Origin of the sequence: Methylobacillus rhizosphaerae, from assembly GCF_900187985.1 — a bacterium.
GTDB lineage: Bacteria > Pseudomonadota > Gammaproteobacteria > Burkholderiales > Methylophilaceae > Methylobacillus > Methylobacillus rhizosphaerae.
In genome coordinates, this window is sequence record NZ_FZOA01000007.1 from 163,509 (window position 1) to 184,873 (window position 21,365).

Here is a 21,365-nt window from a genome sequence, read left to right on the forward strand (position 1 = left end):
AGTGATGCAACAGAGAGAGAATAATAAAATATTGATCCTTGACGGGCTGAGCCAGATTCCCTTGGGCAAGGAAGTTGCCGAAGCAATCCGGAATACCATGATGAATGCTGAATATATTGATTTAAGGAGTTTGAAAAATTCAACTTCTTATAAAATAAAATCAGCATTGCATAAAGTTATTCATAAAAACTCATTGCTACATGAGTTTGAGAATTCTGCATTGGCAAGTGTTATTCATGCTGTGCAACCAACCCATATCCTGGTTATTTCTTATCTATATCAGTATATTGATCCTAGGTTTTTGCAGAAAATTGCAAAAGAGGGAAATATAAAGCTATTTTTGTATGATACTGATAGCTGTAATTTGTATGAGCGTCGCAATGAGTTTGAGTATTTCCTGGATGTGGAACTACCGATTTATCATAAGATATTTTCGTTTTCCATGGTAATGACGCATTTCTTCAGGGAAACAAAACATCTTCCTGCCATATTTCTTCCTTATGGTGCTAATCCGGTATTAATCAAGGAGGCGAAGAATTTCCGGCATGATGTGCTATTTGTTGGTACGTGCGATATCCGGAGAATTTTTCTGCTGGAGAAAATACGGGATCATGTCACTCTCTATGGAAATAGATGGGGTAAGTATTCTGGGTTGATGACATCAGCACTGAAAGCCAGAGTGAACAATAAGAAGATATGGGGTAGTGAGCTATATGAGATCATGGCTCAGTCCCATATTGTGCTGAATATTAATAATATTCAGTTTCATGGTGTAGAGACTGGTGTGAATCTACGTATTTTCGAAGCATTGTCTATGAAGAAATTCCTGCTGACTGAATATTCGGAGGAATTAGCAAGTTTGTTCGAGATGGGGAAAGAAATCGAAACTTTCCGGGATGCAAGGGAGCTGAAAGAGAAAGTCGAGTTTTATCTGCGTCATCCAGAAAAAATGCAATCGATTGCGGAAGCTGGCTACCAGAAATTTATTACCCATTATACATGGGAGTCATGCACAAAAATTATGTTGAGTAAGATGTTGGAATGATTGAAAAAAAAATGGAGGTTGAAAAACCCAATACAATACGTATCATTATTCCCTATTTCGGCAACTGGCCTTTCTGGATGCCAGTATTCCTTGAGAGCTGTCGTTACAATAGCACCATAGACTGGCTGATCTATACAGACTGCACTATTCCAAAAAATTGTCCTGATAATGTCAAGGTTATACAAGTAAGTTTCAGGGCTTATTGCACGTATCTATCATCTCGGTTGCAAATGGATTTTTATCCTGATAGTGCGTATAAACTCTGTGATATTAAACCTATGCTGGGGCATGTTCATCATGACGAGATTGCAGGATATGATTTCTGGGGTTTCGGTGATATTGATGTGGTCTATGGGAATTTACGTGCTTATTTCACCCGGGAACGCCTGAGCCATTATGACTTGTTCTCCATGCATGCGCGCCGTATCAGTGGACATTTGTGCCTATTGCGCAATACACCAGAAATGAATACCGCTTTCCAGAAGGTTTCCAATTGGCCTAATATGCTTGCTGATCATGCACATGTGGCATTTGATGAAAAAGCATTCAGCAAGATATTTCTGCGTCACAAAAACTCTGCTGCCTTGGTGCAATGGTTGGCGAAGAAAATTGACCCCTGGCTTGAAAAGGCAGAATTCAATGAAACTTATACTACTCCAAATGCCAGGATAAAATGGCGTAATGACTCAGGAGATTTTCCTGAAAAGTGGTACTGGTCCAGAGGGCAGGTTTCCAATGATTTGGACCAAGGATATTATTTTCCGTATTTCCATTTCATGGAGTGGAAAAAAGGCTGGGATTCGGCCAATCAGGAGTTGAAGGATTTTCTTGCTACCACTGATGCCAAGGTTGAAATTGATTGCCGGGGAATGAGAGTGGTTGGCTGACAGTTGTTATAGCTGTGCGCGCTGATTGTCATATATTCTGCATAGTGCATCCGTGGTGCCCCTGGTGACCGCACGCAGTTTTTTCTGTTTATTTTCTTCGTAAAAAATAATCTGGAAGCACCAGACGATATACCGTGATATGGCCTTCCTGAGCCAGAATCCCTTAGCATATTCCGGAAATAAGCGTTCTGTGATGATTTGGTTTCTTGCCATATAGTATCGGCGGATTGGGTTATGGTTGTGTAGCGAGAACTTATGCCAGAAGAAGCGATGTGACGTGGGAAATCCAATCTTGTGCTGCATGAGGTGTTCCACGGACTTGTAAATTTTATAGCCATGTTTTCTCAGGCGGAAACAGTATTCTATATCGACATAATCAATAAAGAAGTCATCCCGGAACTCTCCAAGGTCAGTGAAGATGCGATTTGAGATTAATGAGCCAGATGTAATGGCGCGTCTGACTTCTTTATATGGCGCATTGGCCTGCTTATTTTTTTTCTTTTTCGGTAGGTGGTATTGATAGGCACTACAGATGATGGCTGCTGATTCTTTATCAGGAATGGCTGTCAATATTGAATACAAGGCACCCGCACATTGTGGAAATGGCTGGGAGTCCTGGTCAAAGAGCAGGGTATATTCATAGCCATACTCTATAGATTTTCTGACGCCTATATTGAGTGCAGTGGCAATACCGAGATTCTCATTATTCCTGATTAATGTGGTGTGTTCCTGTGCATCCAGATGATGGATTTCCTCTGGTAGGGATCCATTATCTACAATAACGACATGACTTACCTGAGCAATAATTGTGTTTAAGCGGCTAATGAAGTTTGCGTCTGGATGATAGGTAATAATGACGGCACAGACAGGAGATTTTGCGGAGGTGGGATGTATCATCACAATTGAAATGTTTAGATCAGCTTTTGTGTCACTGTATCAGGTTTGATTCTTCTCAGGCAATTCAAGTGCCCCAACGGACACTCCCGCTGAAAGCAGGGGCTGCACTCCAGTCCGAGGTATTCAATAATGGCCTTGCTGCTCATTGGTGGGGTGTGGTGAGGGTCTGATGAGCCGTAGATGGCGATCAGTTTCTTGTTCAGTGCGGCAGCTACGTGCATGAGGCCGGAATCATTGCTGACCACGGCATCGCATAGCGACATGAGATCAATAGCATCGCCCAGTTTTGTTTTTCCGCCAAAATCCAGGCATGCCATGTTGCTCAAACGGTTGATTTCTGCCGTGAATGGCACATCTTTTTCTGAGCCGAACAGCCAGACTTGCCAGCCTTGCGCGTGAGCAGCGCGTGCGACTTCTGCATAGTATTCCAGCGGCCAGCGCTTGGCTTCGCCATATTCAGCACCAGGGCATAAGCCTAATACTGGTGTTTGGGGGCTGGGTATGCGCATGCTCGCCAGGCAGGCCAGCGCATTGTCCCGGCTGGCGGCCAGGCTTGGATTGGAAATGTCAGGCAGTGGGGTATTGGCATCGGCGCTGAGCGCCACAAAGCGGTCGACAGTGCGCGGTAGCGCCTGCTTGTCCAGTTTTCGGATGTCGTTGAGCAGGCCATAGCGCATTTCACCGACAAAGCCAGTCCGCTTGGGGATGCGGGCAGCGAATGGCAGGATGGCGGATTTAAGCGAATTGGTGAGCATGATGCTTTGGGTGTAGCCGTGATTTTTCAGGCTATGGCCAAAGCGGATGCGCTCTCCCAGGCCTAGTTCGCCATGCTTGAAGGGTAGGGCGATGCCTGCGTTGACTTCGGGCATGCGCTCCAGCAGGGGCAGCGTCCAGGCAGGTGCCGCGACATCGATGATGCAACCGGGTTTTTGCTGCTTGAGCGCCTTGAACAGGCTTTGCGCCATTACCATGTCGCCGACCCACGATGGGCCCATGACCAGGATTTTGTCTTGCAGCGCAGCGTTCATCAGGCGCCGAGTTTCCGGATGATATTGCTGGTGCTGCGGCCAGGGACGACATCAATCAGGGCGACTTCGCCGCCCCAGGATTTGACTTCCGTGCCACCGACGACCTGGTCTTCGGTGTAGTCGCTGCCTTTCACGATCACATCAGGGCGTACGGCCTTGATCAATGTCATAGGGGTGTCCTCATCAAACAGGATGACGGCATCGACGGATTCCAATGCGGCCAGGACACGTGCCCGGTCCTGTTCATGAATGACCGGGCGGGTTGGGCCTTTGAGCGCGCTGACCGAACGATCGGTATTGAGTCCGAGGACCAATCTGTCTCCTGTTTTGCGAGCAGCCTCAAGGTAAGTGACATGGCCTGCATGCAGCAGGTCGAAACAGCCGTTGGTAAATACGATACGGTCACCCTGATTGCGCCAGGATTGCACACGGGATAACAGGGTTTGCAGAGAGGCGCATACCTTGTCAGCCTGCGCTGCTGTCTGCTGGGAATGCAGTTCAGTTTCCAGATCAGTTTTGCTGATTGGTACAGTGCCAACCTTGCCCACCACGATGCCAGCAGCAATATTGGCGAGCTCAATGGCTTCATGCAGGGGCAGATGGTGTGACAGTGCCGCAGTGAGTGTGGCGATGACAGTATCACCTGCGCCAGAGACATCATAGACCTGGCGCGCGGTCGCAGCGAGATGGGCGCTGCCGTGCTTGTCCAGAACAGTAATACCTTCTTCACCGCGGGTGACTGCCAGGAAATCAAGGCCCAGTTGCTGGCGCAATGTGTCGGCAGCGTGCAGAAGTTCAGTAGTATGACTGATGGCGATATTGCAGGCTTCGGCAGTTTCGCGCTTGTTTGGCGTCAATCCTGTGGCACCGCGGTATTTGCTGTAATCACGTCCCTTGGGATCCACCAACACAGGAATATTTGCGCTATGCGCTTGCTGCATGATTGCCTGGCAAAGCTCCTCGCTCAGTACGCCCTTGGCATAATCTGACAGGATGATGGCGGCAGGTTTGTCATTCAGGGCTGCAGCAGCAGCGGAATGAAGAGCTGCATATTCTTCCGGGGTGAAGGATGAAGCGTCTTCCTGGTCCAGGCGCATCATTTGCTGATGTCCGCCCAGAATGCGTGTTTTGGTGATGGTGGGCCGGTGTGGGCTGCGATAGATATGCCGGATATCGATATTGGCTGCATTCATCAAGTCCAGCAGTGTCGCCGCTTCATGATCATCGCCCACCGTGCCGACAATACGTGTTTTGATATTGAGCCCCACCAGGTTGGCAGCGACATTGGCAGCGCCGCCTGCGCGTTCATCCTGGGATTTGAGCAGCACGACGGGAACCGGTGCCTCGGGCGAGATGCGCTGGACTTCGCCAAACAGGTAGCGATCCAGCATGAGATCGCCAATAACCAGAATCCAGAGGTCGTCGGTGCCGAAATGGTGTTGTACGGTATTGAGTAATGATTCGCGCATTGGAGTGGTAACTTAGTCGGCTTCTATCAGATCACATAAACTGTGCCCGACCAGGATGTGAGCTTCCTGGATACGAGGAGTATCGCTGGTCGGCATGATGAGGGTGTGATCACATAAAGCGGCCAGCTTGCCGCCATTACCGCCTGTCATGCCTACGGTGACGGCACCAATCTCGCGGGCTTTTTCTATGCCCAGCACGACATTGCGGCTATTGCCCGAAGTGGAAAAACCGACCACCAGGTCGGCAGGTGTGCACAATGCTTCCACCTGGCGCGAGAAAATGAAGTCAAAGCCATAATCATTGCCGACAGAAGTGAGAATGGAAGTGTCCGTAGTCAATGCAATGGCAGGCAGTCCCCGCCGCTCTTTCTTATAGCGGCCGACAATCTCTGCCGCTATGTGCTGGCTGTCGGCGGCGCTACCACCATTGCCGAACAGCAGGATTTTTCCGCCATTTGCAAGACAGGTGCGCATGGCTTCCGCTACTGCGGCTACTTTCGGCAGTAACGGCTCCAATGCCGCAATCACGGCCTGATGTTCGGCAACAGCGTGTTTCAAGAGGTCAACAGCACTCATGAGGTTCTCCAGTGGGTGGCTCAGCAATAAGGATCAGCTTGCATGAGGTATTGTTGGACATAATCCTGTACACCTTGTTCCAGGGTATGGAACGGCGTGGTGTAGCCGGTATTGCGCAATTTTTCAATATTGGCCTCGGTGAAGTATTGATATTTACCCATGAGGTCCTGCGGCATATCAATATATTCGATGCTGGGTTCGCGCCCCATACTGGTCATGACCGCCGTGGCCAGATCCTTGAAAGCACGTGCTTCGCCTGTGCCTATGTTGTACAGGCCGGAGTGTTGTGGCTGGTCGAGAAAATGCGCCATGACGGATACGGCATCCTTGACATAGACAAAGTCCCGCAACTGCATGCCATCCGCGTAACCTGCCTTGTGGCTCTTGAACAGTTTGACATGTCCCTGATCGCGGAACTGGTTGAAGGTATGGAATGCCACACTTGCCATACGCTCCTTGTGGTATTCATTCGGGCCGTAGACATTGAAGAACTTGAAGCCGCACCACTGTGGCGGCGTGGCCAGGCCTTCTGCGCACTGGCGTAATGCCCACTGGTCGAAGAACTGCTTGGAATAGCCATAGCCATTGAGCGGACGCAGCTGGTCTATCGTCGATTCCTCATCATCATAGCCAAACTCTCCACCGCCATATGTGGCTGCAGAACTGGCATAAAGGAAGGGAACTTCGTTTTCTGCACACCAATTCCAGAGAAACTGGCTGTAGCGGATATTGTCCTGCACCAGTTTGTTGAAATCGCGCTCTGTCGTGGCGCTGATCGCACCCATATGAATCACGGCATCAATCTGCCCGGAAGCTCCGGACAACCATGCAGGCAACTCATCCTTATCCAGATAGTTGGCATATTGCCTGTGGCACATGTTCTGCCATTGATCCGGATGCAGAATGCGATCCACGATGACAATATCTTCGCGCTGATGCACGGTATTGAGATGCCATGCCATCATGCTGCCTATCATGCCTGCGCCGCCGGTAATGACTATCATTGTTTGAATCCGTTTAAACTAATCTGAAAGTATAGCAAAAGCCCATGGCTTTAGCGCGGCGTGATCCAGCCTTGGAGATTCTCCAGGGCAATGTCGCGCATGGCGTTGATCCAGGTATCGCGTTCATTCAACGCAGGAATATAGTGATATTCGCCACCGCCGGCTTCAAGGAAGAGATGTTTGCCTTCCATGGCAATTTCCTCCAGTGTTTCCAGGCAGTCGCTGGAAAATCCGGGACATACCACATCAACCCGGCGCAGTTTCTGTTTGCCCAAGGTCTCTATGGTGGGCGCGAAATAGGGTTGCAGCCATTCAGCGGCGCCAAAGCGGGACTGGAATGTCACCATGTATTGTTCAGGGCGCAGCTGTAGCGCTTCTGCAATCAGCCTGCCGCTGCGCAGGCATTGCGCACGGTATGGATCTCCGAGATCGCAGGTGCGGCGGGGCACACCATGAAAGCTCATGAGTAGTTTTTCCGGTGTGCCATGTTCCTGCCAATAAAGGCGAATGCTTTCGGCGATGGCGCCGATATAAGCCGGGTGGCTATGATAGTCGCGGATGGTGCGGATTTCCGGCATGTTGCGGGTGCGCAGCAGGGTACGCATGGCTTCATCAATCGCTGATGCGCTGCTGCTGCCTGCATATTGCGGATAGAGCGGGAACAACAGGATGCGCTGACAGTTTTTTGCCTTTAGTTTTGCAATGGCTGAACCGACGGAAGGCTGGCCATAGCGCATACCAAGCTCGACGACATAAGGCGAGGCGATACTTTCGTGAAGGGCGCCGGAGAGCAACCTGGCTTGCCTCTGGCTATGTACCATCAGGGGCGATCCCTCAGGATCCCAGATGGCGGCATATTTATGGGAAGATTGTCGTGGGCGGAACGGCAGGACAGCACCATTGAGGATAAACCACCAGATGGCGCGAGGAATCTCGATTACGCGGCGATCACTGAGGAACTGGCGTAGATAGGGGCGCAAGGCCTTGGCTGTCGGGGCGTTGGGTGTGCCCAGGTTGATCAGCAGAATGCCGGTATGTGCGGGCTCCTGCTCGGGAATGTCAGGCTCTTTCAGGTAAAAAGACATGTTTCTCCTCAGGTTGCAGGACTACGCGTGATAGCTCAGTTATTGGATAAGGCATTGGATAACAAGCGAGCCGTGATATCCACGATCGGAATCACGCGCTCATAGGCCATGCGCGTCGGGCCAATCACACCCAGAGTGCCTATGGTCTGCCCGTTGGTTTCATAGGGTGCAGTTACCATGCTGCACTCATCCAGTGGCAGATAGCCGGATTCCCCGCCTATGAAAATCTGTACGCCAGCGGCTCGTTGGCTGTTGTCCAGCAGTTGCATGAGTGATGTCCGGCGTTCAAACATCTCGAAAAGTTTACGCAGTGAGCTGACATTGGATGACAGATCCTGCACGTTGAGCAGGTTGCGCTCTCCCGCTATCACGACGCCATCCTTGTTACTGTCGGCAGTTTTACTACTGGCTTCCAGTGCCGCTGCCATCAGCCGTGACATGTCCGACTGCATTTGCTTCAATTCTTCGTGCAGTTTCTGCTTGACCTCATCGAATGAGTTACCGGCATAGTGCTGGTTGAAAAAGTTGCTGGCCTGCGTGAGTTCGGAAGCACTGTATGGTTTGTCGGCAAGAATGATACGGTTCTGTACTGCACCATCAGTTGTGACAATAATGACCAGGATGCGTTTTTCCGATAAAGGTAGAAATTCCAGGTGGCGGAATGCGATGCTCTGGCGCTTGGGGATCATGACCAGCCCGGCAAAATGCGTCAGGGATGAGAGTAGCTCCGCCGCTGAATTGATGAGTTCCTGTGGGTCTGGGGAAGATAATTCAGTTTCCAGGTGGCGGATAATCTGGCTTTGTAGCGGCTGTACTGTCAACAGGGTATCCACGAACATGCGGTAACCACGCTGAGTCGGGATGCGACCGGCAGAGGTGTGCGGGCTGGCGATAAAGCCGTGCTCTTCCAGCTCGGACATAATATTGCGGATGGATGCAGGGCTGAGGTCAAGCCCTGAAGCTACAGATAATGTGCGTGAGCCCACAGGTTGACCATCACTGATGTAATGTTCAATCAAGGTTTTCAGCAATATCTGGGCGCGTTTATCTAGCATGGCTCATAGGTTGGGATAGGATGTTGCGAATTCAATGCATTATGTACTGCTGGGCTGCAATTCCAGAAAAATTATGCGATACCAGCCACTCTCGCGCAATCAATTATTGAATCCGGGCTACGTGAGGGTTTTATGCAACTACCTTCTATGATTTAATGCCAGCCATGAAAAGTGCATTTCAGACAGTGGCATTAATCGGTAAATATATGAACCCCGAAACCCGGGATCAGATTCTTGCCTTGGCGCGGTTTCTTGCCGAGCGCCAGATTGGGGTGTTTGTTGAAGAGAAAACCGCTCAGCATTCCAGTATCAAGGGGTATACCACACTGCAAATGAATGCGATAGGCGCTTATGCCGACCTGGCGATTGTGCTGGGTGGCGATGGCACCATGCTGACGGTGGCGAGAGCTCTGCTGGATTACAAAATTCCATTGGTCGGTGTCAATCGTGGCCGGTTCGGCTTCCTGACCGATATCAACTCGGATCATATGCTGGACAGTGTTGCCGGTATTCTGGATGGGAAATATGACACCGAGCAGCGCATCCTGCTGGAAGCCTGCATTGTTCGTGCTGGTCAAACTGTCGGGCAGGGATATGCACTGAACGATGTCGTTATCAATAAAAATGGCCTGGCACGGCTGATTGAGCTGGAAATTCATGTGGATGGGCACTTTGTCCAGAAGCAGCGTTCCGATGGGTTGATCGTGGCAACGCCTACCGGCACTACGGCTTATTCACTTTCCGCAGGTGGACCTATCCTGCACCCTATGCTTGATGCTATCGCGCTGGTGCCTATCTGCCCGCATACCTTGAGTAATCGACCCATTGCAATCGGTAGTGCCAGTGAGGTCGTGGTTGAGGTGGTGCATGCCGAAGATGCCAGTGTGCATCTGGATGGGCAGATGAAAATGGCTTTGCAACCCGGTGACCGGGTGCAGATCAAGTGCGCCAAAAACAAGATTACGTTATTGCATCCGCCCGGGCACAACCATTTTGACGTGCTGCGTGAAAAGCTGCATTGGGGATAGGCATGTTGCAAACACTCTCTATACGTGATTTTGTCATTGTGGATCAGTTGAGCCTGGATTTCGGTTCCGGATTCACTGTGTTGACCGGGGAAACCGGGGCCGGAAAATCCATCCTGATTGATGCCTTGTCATTGGTGCTGGGGGCGCGCGGCGAAGGCGGAATTACCCGTGCCGGCTGCGAAAAAGCCGAGATCAATGCGGTATTTGAAATTTCGGCACTGGCTGAATTGCAGGCATGGCTGGATGAAAACGAGATTGGCGTTGATGATGCGCAGCTGTTGTTAAGGCGGGTGATTTATGCAGATGGGCGTTCCCGGGCATTCATTAACGGTTCTCCTGCCACGATCCAGCAATTGCGGGAAATCGGCGAATTCCTGGTTGATATCTATAGCCAGCATGCTCATCACTCCCTGCTGAAAAGTGCCAGCCAGCGGCAAGTGCTGGATGCTTATGCTGGATTGCAGCCTTTGGCTGCACAGGTAGCTGCTGCTTATCAGGCGTGGCAAGTGCTGTATCGCCAGCGCATGGATGCTGAACGTAATGCCGAAGCCTATGCTGTCGAGCTGGCAGAACTGCGGGACCAAGTGCGTGAACTGGCGGCCCTGGCACCTGTGGATGAAGAATGGGAACCCCTGCAGCAGGAGCATGTGCGCCTGTCTCACGGTGCCAGTATTCTTGCTGGTGGAGAAGAGTGCCGTGAATTGCTGAGTGAAGGTGAGCTGGCTGCAATTCGCCAGTTGAACCGGGCACAATCCAGATTGCAGGAGCTTGCTGAGTACGATAACAGTTTGCAGGAGGCGCTGGATATCCTGAATACTGCCTTGATCCAGCTGGACGAAACAGATCGTTTCCTTAACCGTTACCTGCAACATGCGGATCTTGATCCTGAGCGTTTGCAGGAGGTGGAGAACCGGATTCATGAATTGCATGCTGCCGCACGTAAATACAGAACAAGGCCGGAAGCACTGGCAGTGCTGCTTGAGGCTTGTCAGGCGCGGATGGGCGAGCTGGAACGCACGCATGACAACCATCAGTTGCAGCTGGATGAGGCCAAGGCGCGATCGCAGTATGATGGGTTGGCTGAACAGCTGAGCCTCGGTCGTCAACAGGCTGCGCAAAGCCTGGGAGAGAAGATTACGGCTGAAATGCAGCGCCTGTCGTTGAGCGGAGGGCGTTTTGCCGTGGATTTGCTGGCACAGGAACCAGCAGCCACTGGCACTGAGCAGGTGGAATTCCTGGTTGCCGGTCATGCCGGTGTTGCGCCACGGCCTTTATCCAAAGTGGCTTCTGGTGGTGAGTTATCTCGTATCAGTCTTGCCATTCGGGTTGTGACCGCCAGGCAAGGAGATGTGCCGACCATGATTTTTGATGAAGTGGATGTCGGTATTGGTGGTGGAGTTGCAGAGGTTGTGGGGCAGTTGCTCAAGACGTTGGGGAATCAGCGCCAGGTACTTGTGATTACGCATTTGCCACAGGTCGCGGCCCAAGGCAGCCAGCATTTGCGCGTAAGCAAGCAGGTGCTGGATGGGCAGACCCTGAGCCGGATTGATGCGCTGGATCAAAATCAGCGAGTGGACGAGGTTGCCCGTATGCTGGGTGGCGTGGAGATTACGGAGACTACCAGGCAGCACGCGACAGAAATGCTGGCAGCCAGTCATTGAGTCGGCATTGCAGTCTGGGTGAGGGATTTATCCGGTTAAAATTGCTGCGCACATGAATATGCGTGAAACCTGAGCCGGAATGTCGTGGTATATTACGCCATTTCCTGCAAAAGTCGTGATGTGATGCGTCATATAATTTTGTCGGCGGCATTACTGTGTGTCGCTTGTAGTTCAGCCTTGCCTTCTTTCAAGCCTTACCGGATGGATATCCAGCAAGGCAATATCGTAACGTCCAAAATGATGCTGCAGTTGCGGCCTGGAATGACCAGGTCCCAGGTGCGGTTTATCATGGGTACGCCATTGATACAGGATAGTTTCCATCGTGATCGTTGGGATTATGTCTATCAGATGCGCAAGGGTGGAAAAGTCATTGAGCAACGCCGCGTTATCATGGAGTTTGAGGGCGATTCGCTCAAGCGTGTACGTGGTGATGTGATTCCGGCCAGTCCTGAGGATACGGCCATGGACGCGCAGCAGACGGCACCAGCTGCCGTGGTGATCGAGCCGAGGGCGCCAGAGGAGAAAGGCATGCTGGAGCGCCTGAAATTCTGGAAGAGTGATGAGGAGAAGGCTGAAACTGAAGGTGCTGAATACTACGATGCCAAGCGTGCCACAGAGATCGTGACCGAAGATCCCAAGGCGCCTAGGAAAGTGGTGCCGGAACTGATTACTTCAGAGACAAGACCTGCTGCGGTTCCGGTTGAACCGTCTGAACCTCAGGTAAGTCCAGCTGAGCCTCAATTAAGTCCAGAGCCGTCTGAGCCTGCAGCCAGCCCTGCGTTACCTGAGCCTGAGCCTGAGCCAAGCCCGGTATCACCAGAGCCTGTGGTAACTCCGAGTGCGCCTGAAACCCAAGAAGCGCCAGCCAAGCCTGCAGCGGCGGCACCAAAAAGCAATGCGTCGGCGGATGCGGCCACCAGTCAGCCTGATGCTGGTGACGACGACGATGACCTGCCACGGGAAGATGAGCCTGGATATTTTGAACGCATGCTGGAAAAAATCGGCTTCTAATGTGCGTGCAGTCAATAGAGTGAAAATGGTTTGAAAATGCAGAAGATTGTAATTGCCGGATGTTCCGGTCGAATGGGCCATGCCTTGCTTGAAGGTGTGTTCAATGATGAGGAACTGGTGTTGCATGGCGCACTGGATCGTGCTGATAGCTCCCAGATCGGGCGGGATGCCGGTGAGCAGTTCGGCCGCGAAACTGGCGTGAAAATCACTGCTGACCTCGCAGCAGCCCTGCAAGGTGCTGATGTGCTGGTTGATTTCACCCGGCCAGAACCCAGTCTGCAATACCTGGAAGCCTGCCGCCAGGCGGGCGTCAAGCTGGTGATAGGTACCACAGGATTTTCTGCTGAACAGAAACAACAGATTGAGCGTGCGGCACAGGATGTCGCGATTGTTTTTGCACCCAACATGAGTGTCGGTGTGACACTGCTGATCAGCCTGGTTCAGGCGGCAGCCAGGGTGCTGGATCAAGGTTATGACGTGGAAATCATCGAGGCGCATCATCGATTTAAAGTCGATGCGCCATCGGGGACGGCATTGCGTCTGGGCGAAGCGGCGGCAGAGGCGCTGGGCCGTAACCTGGACGAATGCGCGGTCTATGGCCGCGAAGGCGTGACCGGCGAACGCGATGCCAATACCATAGGGTTTGCTACCGTGCGCGGTGGTGATGTGGTGGGGGATCACACCGTGTTGTTCGCTGGTACAGGTGAGCGGGTGGAGTTGACCCACAAGGCATCCAGTCGCGCCACTTTCGCCCTTGGTGCTTTGCGTGCGGCCAAGTACCTCGCGACGCACCAACAAGGCCTGTATGACATGCAGGATGTGCTGGGATTGAGAAAATAATCGATATCCTGTGGTAGGAAGAGGGGTGAGAGATCACCCCTTTTTTATTGTCGGTTCATCCTGGCTACCATTTCGACAGGCCGCAATATTAGGCAGAGGATTTTTGCCGTTGCTGGCATGCAGCTCCTGCAGACGGTAGCCGAAGGCAATCAAAGTAAGCATGCTCCACAGGATGTAAGGAAATGCTTGTTCGAGCAGATTCTCCGTGGTGTCCATATCAATAAACGCCCTTTAAATACCAAGCATTTTAAGTGTGGATGGAAAATATGGGGTATATTAACCATGAAGTGAAAATGGTATAGCCTGATTGATGCCGTGCCACTTATGCAGCCAACTCTAAGGAGAAAGTAATGGGTGCTTACAAGAAGCTCTGGTTCACCCTGATTGCTGTCCTGACCGTCACATTTACTATCTTGGGATATTACGGGGCGGAGATTTACCGGCTGGCCCCACCCATTCCCGAAAGAATCATCAGCACGGATCATCGTCTGGAATTCAGCCAGGATGATATTCTGCAGGGGCAATCCCGTTGGCAATCCATTGGTGGTATGCAGGTTGGCTCCGTCTGGGGGCATGGGGCTTACCAGGCACCCGACTGGACCGCGGACTGGTTGCATCGTGAACTGGTGGCATGGCTGGATATCGCAGCCAATGCCATGTACCAGAAACCTTACCAGGAGCTTGATGCCGTCCAGCAGGCTGGATTGCGCGAGATGTTGAAGCTGGAATACCGAGGCAACAAGCTGGATGACACCGGCACCTTGACGTTGACGCCGCGCCGGGCCGAAGCCATGCAACAAACCGCGGCCTATTATGAAGCCTTGTTCTCGGATGATCCCGCGCTCAAGAGCACACGCATCGCCTTCGCCATGAAAGACAATACCTTGCCTGGCGCGGAAAACCGGCAGAAGTTGTCCCACTTCTTTTTCTGGACCGCATGGGCGGCTGCCACCGAACGCCCCGACAGCAAGATCACTTATACCAATAACTGGCCGCATGAGCCGCTGATTGCCAATGTGCCCAGCAGCGAGAATATCCTGTGGTCCATTGGCAGCGTGGCATTGTTGCTGGCTGGTGTGGGCTTCCTGGTGCTGGTTTGGTCCATCCTGCGCAATGAGGATAAAACCGTGCCGCTCACGGGCAAGCTCGACCCCATTTCCGGCTTCACCCTCACGTCATCCCAGCGCGCCTTGGGGAAGTATCTATTCATCGTGGCTGCTCTGCTGGTGTTCCAAGTGTTCATTGGCGGCTTTACCGCCCATTACACCGTGGAAGGGCAGGAGTTTTATGGGGTCAATGTATCGCAGTGGTTCCCCTATGCCCTGACGCGCACCTGGCACATCCAGAGCGCCTTGTTCTGGATCGCCACGGGTTTTCTTGCTGCGGGTTTGTTCCTGGCACCACTGATCAATGGTGGCCGTGATCCGGCTTACCAGAAGCTGGGGGTGGATATCCTGTTCGTGGCGTTACTCATCGTTGTGGTCGGCTCCTTCCTGGGCCAATACACTGCGATTGCCAATATGTTACCCATCCAGTTCAACTTCTGGTTCGGCCATCAAGGGTATGAGTATCTTGACCTTGGCCGTTTCTGGCAGGCAGCCCTGTTCGTTGGCTTGTTACTGTGGCTGGGTCTGATGCTGCGATGTATGGTGCCTGCGCTTAAATCGGGCGATGGCGACAAAAATCTGCTGGCATTGCTCACCGCTTCCGTGGTTGCCATCGGCCTGTTCTATGGCACCGGTTTGTTCTATGGCGAGCACAGCAATATCTCCATTATGGAATACTGGCGCTGGTGGGTGGTGCACCTGTGGGTGGAAGGCATCTTTGAAGTCTTCGCCACCGTTGCACTGGCCTATATCTTCATGTCACTAGGCCTGGTGTCACGCACCATGGCAACCACTGCCAGCCTGGCTTCCGCCTCGCTGTTCATGGTGGGCGGCATTCCCGGCACTTTCCACCACCTCTATTTCTCCGGTACGACCACGCCTGTCATGGCGATAGGTGCCACTTTCAGCGCGCTGGAAGTGGTGCCCTTGCTGGTGCTTGGCCATGAGGCATGGCATAACTGGCATATCCACACCCGTGCTCCGTGGCTCAATAGCCTGCGTTGGCCACTGTACTGCTTCGCAGCCGTGGCGTTCTGGAACATGCTTGGAGCTGGCGTGTTTGGCTTCCTGATCAATCCGCCGATTTCCCTGTACTATATCCAGGGGCTCAATACCACTGCGGTGCATGCGCATGCCGCATTGTTCGGTGTCTATGGTTTCCTGGCCCTCGGTTTCACCTTGCTGGTGCTGCGTTACATTCACCCGCATATGGTGTTCAACGAAAAGCTCATGAAAACCGGCTTCTGGTCGCTGAATATCGGACTGCTGCTGATGATTTTCACCAGCCTGCTGCCGATAGGATTCATGCAATTCCAGGCCAGTTTTTCTGAGGGCCTGTGGTATGCCCGTAGCGAGGAATTCATGCAGCAGGCGCATCTGCAAACCCTGCGTTGGATAAGAACGTTTGGCGATGTCGTGTTCATCATTGGCGCATTGGCGATTGCCACCCAGATTGCAGTGGGCCTATGCAAGAAACAGGCTCAGCACAAGATAAATCCCGAAAACACTTCAACCTGAATGGAGGATGAGCATCATGAGTATCCAGCACTGTGTTCCTGGCGAGATTATCGATATCAGTCCTTTTGGAGACAACTTTGATACGGCTACTTCCGCTACTCTGATCCGTGAAAGTCATCTTGAAGTATTCCGCTTTGTGCTCAAAGCCGGCAAGGCGACACCGGAACATATTGCCGCAGGCGCGCTGACAATCCAGTGTGTTGAGGGGGATGTGGAATTAGCTTCCTGTGGGCAGACCCAGGTCTTGAAAGCCAGTACGTTAGTATATTTGCGGGCGGGAGATCCGCATACGGTCAAGGCGTTGACGGACTCGACCCTGCTGATCACCATCTTGCTGGAACGGGAATAAGGGGATGAGGTGGAAGAGATGACATGACAATTTTCGAGTTGTTACGCTTTTTAATATGTCCAAATTACAATAAATGTAAAATATTGTAATTGACGTCAGGGTTTTTGAAGCTGGACAGTTATATAGATGAAAGCATGAAATTCCTTCATCCATCTCCTGTCATCTTGGGCCTGGTCCCAGTTTTTGCCTTTCGATGTATAAAGATGCGGAGCGACTGATTGTTGTGGCACCAGATGGCGCATGAAAAGCCGATCACTGCTTTGGGTTGCGAGTGCAGTATCTGCGGTGCAGGGACGGGTTCGCGTTGAAAAAATTCTTATGCGGCGCGTTGAAGCCAAGTGCGCTTTAGGCTATAATTCTGCAAAATTTCAAGCGGGATGGGCGAGTGCTCTTCCCGCTTTGCACATCCGCCTTTCGTGCTGATCTTTGGTACGGATATCAAATAGTTACAAGGAGTCAGAATTGCCGCAAACCCCAGCCGTACTTGTGCTCGCAGACGGGACAGTGTTCAGGGGCATTTCAATCGGTGCCTTGGGTCAAACTGTGGGGGAGGTCGTCTTCAATACCTCCATCACAGGTTATCAGGAAATTCTCACCGATCCATCCTATACCAAGCAAATCGTCACCTTGACCTACCCGCATATCGGGAATGTCGGCGTGAATGTCGAAGATGTCGAGTCTGAACAGGTATATGCCAGTGGTCTCGTCATCCGTGATTTGCCTTTGCTGAACAGCAGTTGGCGTAGTGAAAAATCCCTTTCCGAATATCTTGTTGAAAATAATGTGGTTGCCATTGCGGATATTGATACCCGCAAGTTGACACGCATCCTGCGCGAAAAGGGTGCGCAGGCAGGCTGCATCATCGCTGGTGAAGTGGATGAGGCGAAAGCGCTGGAGTTGGCGCAGAGCTTCCCTGGCATGGCCGGCATGGATCTGGCCAAGGTGGTAAGCCGCAAGGAGAAGGGCGCATTTACGCTGGGTGAGTGGAAACTCGGCGAAGGTTATGCCGTGCCAGAGAATACCCGGTTCAATGTGGTGGCTTTCGACTATGGCGTCAAACAGAACATTTTACGCATGCTGGTCGAGCGTGGCTGCCAGGTTACTGTGCTACCAGCTGAAGCGACTGCGGAAGAAGCGCTGGCGCTGAATCCAGATGGTATTTTCCTTTCCAATGGCCCTGGCGATCCAGAGCCTTGCGACTACGCCATCAAGGCGATTGATACATTGGTGGATAGCGGCATTCCTGTATTTGGCATCTGCCTGGGCCATCAGTTGCTGGCGCTGGCAAGTGGCGCCAAGACAGTGAAGATGAAGTTCGGCCATCATGGCGCCAACCACCCAGTGCAGGACCTGGATGACAAGCGTGTGCTGATCACCAGCCAGAATCATGGTTTTGCGGTTGATGCGGATACGCTGCCTGCCAATGTGAAGGCGACGCATATTTCCTTGTTCGATGGCAGTTTGCAGGGCATTGCGCGCACCGACAAGCCTGCGTTCAGCTTCCAGGGACACCCTGAAGCCAGTCCCGGCCCGAACGAGATGAGTTATCTGTTTGACCGCTTCATCAACCTGATGGAACAGAAAAAGCAATAAATACCATGGCAAAACGTACTGATATCAAATCCATTCTTATCATAGGCGCTGGCCCGATTGTGATCGGACAGGCTTGTGAATTCGACTACTCCGGTGCTCAAGCCTGTAAGGCCTTGCGGGAAGAAGGCTATCGCGTCATTCTGGTGAACTCTAACCCTGCCACCATCATGACTGATCCGGAAATGGCGGATGCCACTTACATCGAGCCAGTCACCTGGCAGGTAGTGGAGAAAATCATCGAGATCGAGCGTCCCGATGCCCTGTTGCCAACGATGGGCGGCCAAACTGCGCTGAACTGTGCGTTGGATCTGGACAAACATGGTGTACTGGAAAAATATAATGTCGAGCTGATCGGTGCTTCAAAAGAAGCCATCGACAAGGCGGAAGACCGCGAGAAATTCAAGGTGGCGATGACCAAGATCGGCCTGGGTTCTGCGCGTTCCGCCGTGGCGCATAGTATGGAAGAAGCCCTGCAGGTGCAGGCTTCGATTGGCTATCCTGCGATCATTCGTCCGTCCTTCACCATGGGCGGTAGTGGCGGCGGTATTGCTTACAACCGTGAAGAATTCATTACCATCTGTGAGCGTGGTCTGGAGGCGTCGCCAACCAGTGAGCTACTGATTGAAGAATCCCTGCTCGGCTGGAAAGAGTACGAGATGGAAGTTGTTCGCGACAGCAAAGACAACTGCATCATCATCTGTTCCATTGAAAACCTTGATCCCATGGGTGTGCATACCGGCGACTCCATTACGGTAGCGCCAGCACAGACCCTGACCGACAAGGAATACCAGATCATGCGTAATGCCTCTTTGGCAGTATTACGCGAGATCGGTGTGGATACTGGTGGTTCCAACGTGCAGTTTGCCATCAATCCTGATGACGGCCGCATGATCGTGATTGAGATGAACCCGCGTGTATCCCGTTCTTCTGCGCTGGCTTCAAAGGCAACCGGTTTCCCGATTGCCAAGGTGGCTGCAAAGTTGGCTGTCGGCTTTACCCTGGATGAATTGCGTAACGAAATTACTGGCGGCGCAACCCCGGCTTCATTCGAGCCAACCATAGATTACGTGGTGACCAAGATACCGCGTTTTGCTTTCGAAAAATTCCCTCAGGCTGATTCCCGCCTGACCACCCAGATGAAATCCGTAGGTGAGGTAATGGCGATCGGCCGTACTTTCCAGGAATCTTTCCAGAAGGCTTTGCGCGGGCTGGAAGTGGGCGTGGATGGTCTGGATGAAAAGACGACGGACCTGGATGAAATCCAGAAGGAACTTGGTGAGCCAGGCCCTGAACGTATCTGGTATGTGGGTGATGCTTTCCGCTCCGGGCTGACTGTGGAGCAGGTGTTTGACCTGTCCAAGATAGACCCATGGTTCCTGGTGCAGGTCGAGGATATCATCAAGCGTGAGCAGGCCTTGAACGGTCGCCAATTGGCCGATCTGGACAAGGATGCTCTGTTCCAGCTCAAACGCCGTGGTTTTTCCGACAAGCGTCTTGCCAAATTGCTGGGTACAGACCAGCATGCCGTGCGCGCTTATCGCCAGGCATTGAACGTGCGCCCGGTTTACAAGCGTGTGGATACCTGTGCTGCCGAATTCTCGACGGATACTGCCTATATGTACTCCACCTACGAGGAGGAGTGCGAGGCCAACCCGACCAGCAAGAAGAAAATCATGGTGCTGGGTGGTGGTCCTAACCGTATTGGACAGGGTATCGAATTTGATTACTGCTGTGTGCATGCTGCATTTGCTATGCGCGAAGATGGCTATGAAACCATTATGGTCAACTGTAACCCGGAAACTGTTTCCACCGATTACGACACTTCTGACCGACTCTATTTCGAGCCATTGACATTGGAAGATGTACTGGAGATCGTGGCGCTGGAAAAACCGGCTGGCGTGATCGTGCAATACGGCGGGCAGACACCGCTCAAGCTGGCACGTGACCTGGAAAAGGCTGGCGTGCCCATCATCGGCACCAGTCCCGATGCAATTGACCGCGCCGAAGACCGCGAACGCTTCCAGCAGATGCTGCAGGAACTAGACCTGAAGCAACCACCGAATCGTACTGCGCGTACACCAGAAGAAGCCATTCGCTTGGCACAAGAAATTGGTTATCCGCTGGTGGTGCGTCCATCTTACGTATTGGGTGGTCGTGCCATGGAAATTGTGCACGAACAGGCACAACTGGAGCGCTACATGCGCGAAGCCGTCAAGGTTTCCAATGAGTCTCCCGTATTGCTGGATCGTTTCCTCAATGATGCGCTGGAAGTGGATGTAGACGCCTTGTCCGATGGCGAAAATGTCATTATCGGCGGCATTATGGAGCACGTGGAGCAGGCTGGGGTTCACTCTGGTGACTCCGCATGCTCATTGCCGCCATACAGTTTGTCTGAGGCTATGCAGGATCAGCTGCGTGATCAAACAGTGAAGATGGCAAAAGCGCTGGGCGTAGTCGGCCTCATGAATGTGCAGTTTGCGATCCAGGGCCAAACGGTCTACGTGCTGGAAGTGAACCCGCGTGCTTCACGTACTGTGCCATTCGTTTCCAAGGCCTGTGGCTTGCAACTGGCCAAGATTGCCGCGCGCTGCATGACTGGACGTACTTTGCCTGAACAAGGTGTAACCCGTGAAGTGGTGCCACCATATTATTCAGTGAAGGAAGCCGTATTCCCCTTCATCAAGTTCCCAGGTGTGGATACCATCCTTGGCCCTGAAATGAAGTCCACGGGTGAAGTGATGGGTGTGGGCAAGACGTTTGCCGAGGCTTTTGTCAAATCCCAGTTAGGTTCAGGCACCAGGTTGCCCAAGGGCGGCAAGGCTTTTATCAGCGTGCGCCGTGAAGACCGCGAACGCGTGGTGGAAATTGCCCAGGCGCTGGCTGGTCTTGGCTTCCAGTTGGTGGCGACGCGTGGTACTGCCAGTGCTTTGACTGAAGCAGGCCTGAGCGTGACTCCTGTCAATAAAGTGGCTGAAGGGCGTCCGCACATTGTGGATATGATCAAGAACGGCGAGATCAGCTTTATTGTCAATGTGACCGAGGACAAACGTGCCGTAGCGGACTCCTACGAAATCCGCCGCAGTGCCTTGCAGCAGAAGGTGACGTATTACACGACCCTGGCTGGCGCCAAGGCTGCCTGTATTGGCATGGCCCATATGCAGGAGCTCGAGGTCGAATCGCTGCAAAACTTGCATAAGCAACTCGCTCAGTAAT

At 52.3% G+C, this 21,365-nt stretch carries 18 protein-coding genes; 10 read left to right on the forward strand and 8 right to left on the reverse strand.

Going from position 1 to position 21,365, the window contains the following annotated elements; all coding sequences use genetic code 11:
* Nucleotides 1-4: 4 nt before the first annotated feature.
* Both CHB59_RS09460 and CHB59_RS09465 read left to right on the forward strand, forming a co-directional pair.
* Entirely contained in the window at nucleotides 5-1,045 is a 1,041-nt protein-coding gene (locus tag CHB59_RS09460) for a CgeB family protein (RefSeq protein ID WP_089375994.1), read from the forward strand.
* Nucleotides 1,046-1,056: 11 nt separating this feature from the next.
* Nucleotides 1,057-1,932, forward strand: a complete 876-nt coding sequence (locus CHB59_RS09465) for a DUF6625 family protein (protein ID WP_342743073.1) — start codon at nucleotides 1,057-1,059, stop codon at nucleotides 1,930-1,932.
* Nucleotides 1,933-1,938: 6 nt separating this feature from the next.
* Here the strand turns inward: CHB59_RS09465 and CHB59_RS09470 are convergent, their stop codons facing one another.
* Genes CHB59_RS09470 through hrcA form a run of 7 tightly spaced genes read right to left on the reverse strand, consistent with a single transcriptional unit; the run spans nucleotide 1,939 to nucleotide 9,046 of the window.
* The gene (locus tag CHB59_RS09470; protein WP_089375996.1) at nucleotides 1,939-2,829 is read right to left on the reverse strand and encodes a glycosyltransferase family 2 protein; all 891 of its coding nucleotides are present in this window, start codon (nucleotides 2,827-2,829) and stop codon (nucleotides 1,939-1,941) included.
* 14 nt (nucleotides 2,830-2,843) lie between these two features.
* Nucleotides 2,844-3,857, reverse strand: coding sequence for a lipopolysaccharide heptosyltransferase II (waaF, locus tag CHB59_RS09475; RefSeq protein ID WP_089375997.1), 1,014 nt, complete (start codon nucleotides 3,855-3,857; stop codon nucleotides 2,844-2,846).
* Nucleotides 3,857-5,326, reverse strand: coding sequence for a bifunctional D-glycero-beta-D-manno-heptose-7-phosphate kinase/D-glycero-beta-D-manno-heptose 1-phosphate adenylyltransferase HldE (hldE, locus tag CHB59_RS09480; protein ID WP_089375998.1), 1,470 nt, complete (start codon nucleotides 5,324-5,326; stop codon nucleotides 3,857-3,859). Before hldE ends, waaF begins: the two co-directional genes overlap by 1 nt.
* Before the next feature lie 12 nt (nucleotides 5,327-5,338).
* On the reverse strand, nucleotides 5,339-5,902 hold the full coding sequence (locus CHB59_RS09485) for a D-sedoheptulose 7-phosphate isomerase (protein WP_089375999.1): 564 nt from the start codon (nucleotides 5,900-5,902) through the stop codon (nucleotides 5,339-5,341).
* Between the two features lie 20 nt (nucleotides 5,903-5,922).
* Nucleotides 5,923-6,906 (reverse strand): ADP-glyceromanno-heptose 6-epimerase, encoded by a 984-nt coding sequence (gene rfaD / locus CHB59_RS09490; RefSeq protein WP_089376000.1) that lies wholly within the window; start codon nucleotides 6,904-6,906, stop codon nucleotides 5,923-5,925.
* Between the two features lie 50 nt (nucleotides 6,907-6,956).
* On the reverse strand, nucleotides 6,957-7,991 hold the full coding sequence (gene hemH / locus CHB59_RS09495; protein WP_089376001.1) for a ferrochelatase: 1,035 nt from the start codon (nucleotides 7,989-7,991) through the stop codon (nucleotides 6,957-6,959).
* Between the two features lie 35 nt (nucleotides 7,992-8,026).
* Nucleotides 8,027-9,046, reverse strand: coding sequence for a heat-inducible transcriptional repressor HrcA (gene hrcA / locus CHB59_RS09500; protein WP_089376002.1), 1,020 nt, complete (start codon nucleotides 9,044-9,046; stop codon nucleotides 8,027-8,029).
* Nucleotides 9,047-9,210: 164 nt separating this feature from the next.
* Between hrcA and CHB59_RS09505 the strand changes: the two genes are divergently transcribed.
* From CHB59_RS09505 to dapB, 4 genes are all read left to right on the forward strand, one after another.
* A complete protein-coding gene (locus CHB59_RS09505) occupies nucleotides 9,211-10,074 on the forward strand; it encodes an NAD kinase (RefSeq protein WP_179212126.1) in 864 nt (287 codons plus the stop codon).
* Nucleotides 10,075-10,076: 2 nt separating this feature from the next.
* Nucleotides 10,077-11,735: a DNA repair protein RecN gene (gene recN, locus CHB59_RS09510; RefSeq protein WP_089376004.1), complete on the forward strand. Its 1,659-nt coding sequence runs from the start codon at nucleotides 10,077-10,079 to the stop codon at nucleotides 11,733-11,735.
* Nucleotides 11,736-11,858: 123 nt separating this feature from the next.
* Nucleotides 11,859-12,746 (forward strand): outer membrane protein assembly factor BamE domain-containing protein, encoded by an 888-nt coding sequence (locus tag CHB59_RS09515; protein WP_089376030.1) that lies wholly within the window; start codon nucleotides 11,859-11,861, stop codon nucleotides 12,744-12,746.
* Nucleotides 12,747-12,782: 36 nt separating this feature from the next.
* Complete coding sequence (gene dapB, locus CHB59_RS09520) at nucleotides 12,783-13,586, forward strand: 4-hydroxy-tetrahydrodipicolinate reductase (protein WP_089376005.1); 804 nt, start codon at nucleotides 12,783-12,785, stop codon at nucleotides 13,584-13,586.
* A 33-nt stretch (nucleotides 13,587-13,619) separates the two neighbouring features.
* On the opposite strand, the gene CHB59_RS09525 is transcribed toward dapB, so the two are convergent.
* Entirely contained in the window at nucleotides 13,620-13,802 is a 183-nt protein-coding gene (locus tag CHB59_RS09525) for a hypothetical protein (protein WP_089376006.1), read from the reverse strand.
* Nucleotides 13,803-13,936: 134 nt separating this feature from the next.
* On the opposite strand from CHB59_RS09525, the gene CHB59_RS09530 reads away from it, so the two are divergent.
* From CHB59_RS09530 to carB, 4 genes are all read left to right on the forward strand, one after another.
* On the forward strand, nucleotides 13,937-16,210 hold the full coding sequence (locus CHB59_RS09530) for a nitric-oxide reductase large subunit (RefSeq protein ID WP_089376007.1): 2,274 nt from the start codon (nucleotides 13,937-13,939) through the stop codon (nucleotides 16,208-16,210).
* 16 nt (nucleotides 16,211-16,226) lie between these two features.
* The gene (locus tag CHB59_RS09535; protein ID WP_089376031.1) at nucleotides 16,227-16,559 is read left to right on the forward strand and encodes a cupin domain-containing protein; all 333 of its coding nucleotides are present in this window, start codon (nucleotides 16,227-16,229) and stop codon (nucleotides 16,557-16,559) included.
* Nucleotides 16,560-17,021: 462 nt separating this feature from the next.
* Entirely contained in the window at nucleotides 17,022-18,152 is a 1,131-nt protein-coding gene (gene carA, locus CHB59_RS09540) for a glutamine-hydrolyzing carbamoyl-phosphate synthase small subunit (protein ID WP_089376008.1), read from the forward strand.
* Between the two features lie 5 nt (nucleotides 18,153-18,157).
* Nucleotides 18,158-21,364 (forward strand): carbamoyl-phosphate synthase large subunit, encoded by a 3,207-nt coding sequence (gene carB, locus CHB59_RS09545; RefSeq protein WP_089376009.1) that lies wholly within the window; start codon nucleotides 18,158-18,160, stop codon nucleotides 21,362-21,364.
* Nucleotide 21,365: the final 1 nt, after the last annotated feature.